The sequence below is a fragment of the Stenotrophomonas sp. YIM B06876 genome (assembly GCF_030711595.1).
GTDB lineage: Bacteria > Pseudomonadota > Gammaproteobacteria > Xanthomonadales > Xanthomonadaceae > Stenotrophomonas.
Window position 1 is genome coordinate 1 of the sequence record NZ_JAUJUJ010000598.1, and the last position, 401, is coordinate 401.

The window sequence follows — 401 nt, forward strand, 5'->3', positions numbered from 1 at the left end:
TTCTTTTTCATCTTGGGCTTCGATGCCTGCGGCGGCGGCATGCTCGGAATAGATCTTGCGCTGGCGCTCGCTGCCCTTGAACACGCTGCGCACCACCACGAAGAAGATCGGCACGAAGAACACGGCCAGGACCGTGCCGGTGACCATGCCGCCGATCACGCCGGTGCCGATGGCGCGCTGGCTGGCCGAGCCCGCGCCCGAGGCGATGGCCAGCGGCAGCACGCCGAGCATAAAGGCCATCGAGGTCATGATGATGGGCCGAAAGCGCAGGTGGGCGGCGGCCAGCGCCGACTCGATCACGCCCTTGCCCTGCGCCTGCAGGTCCTTGGCGAACTCGATGATCAGGATCGCGTTCTTCGCCGACAGGCCGATGATGGTGATCAGGCCGACCTGGAAGTAGA

At 65.3% G+C, this 401-nt stretch carries 1 protein-coding gene; it reads right to left on the bottom strand.

Annotated elements, in window-relative coordinates:
- Positions 1–401: efflux RND transporter permease subunit (locus QZH66_RS18655; protein WP_305807271.1), on the bottom strand; the 401-nt coding region annotated here is incomplete at both ends.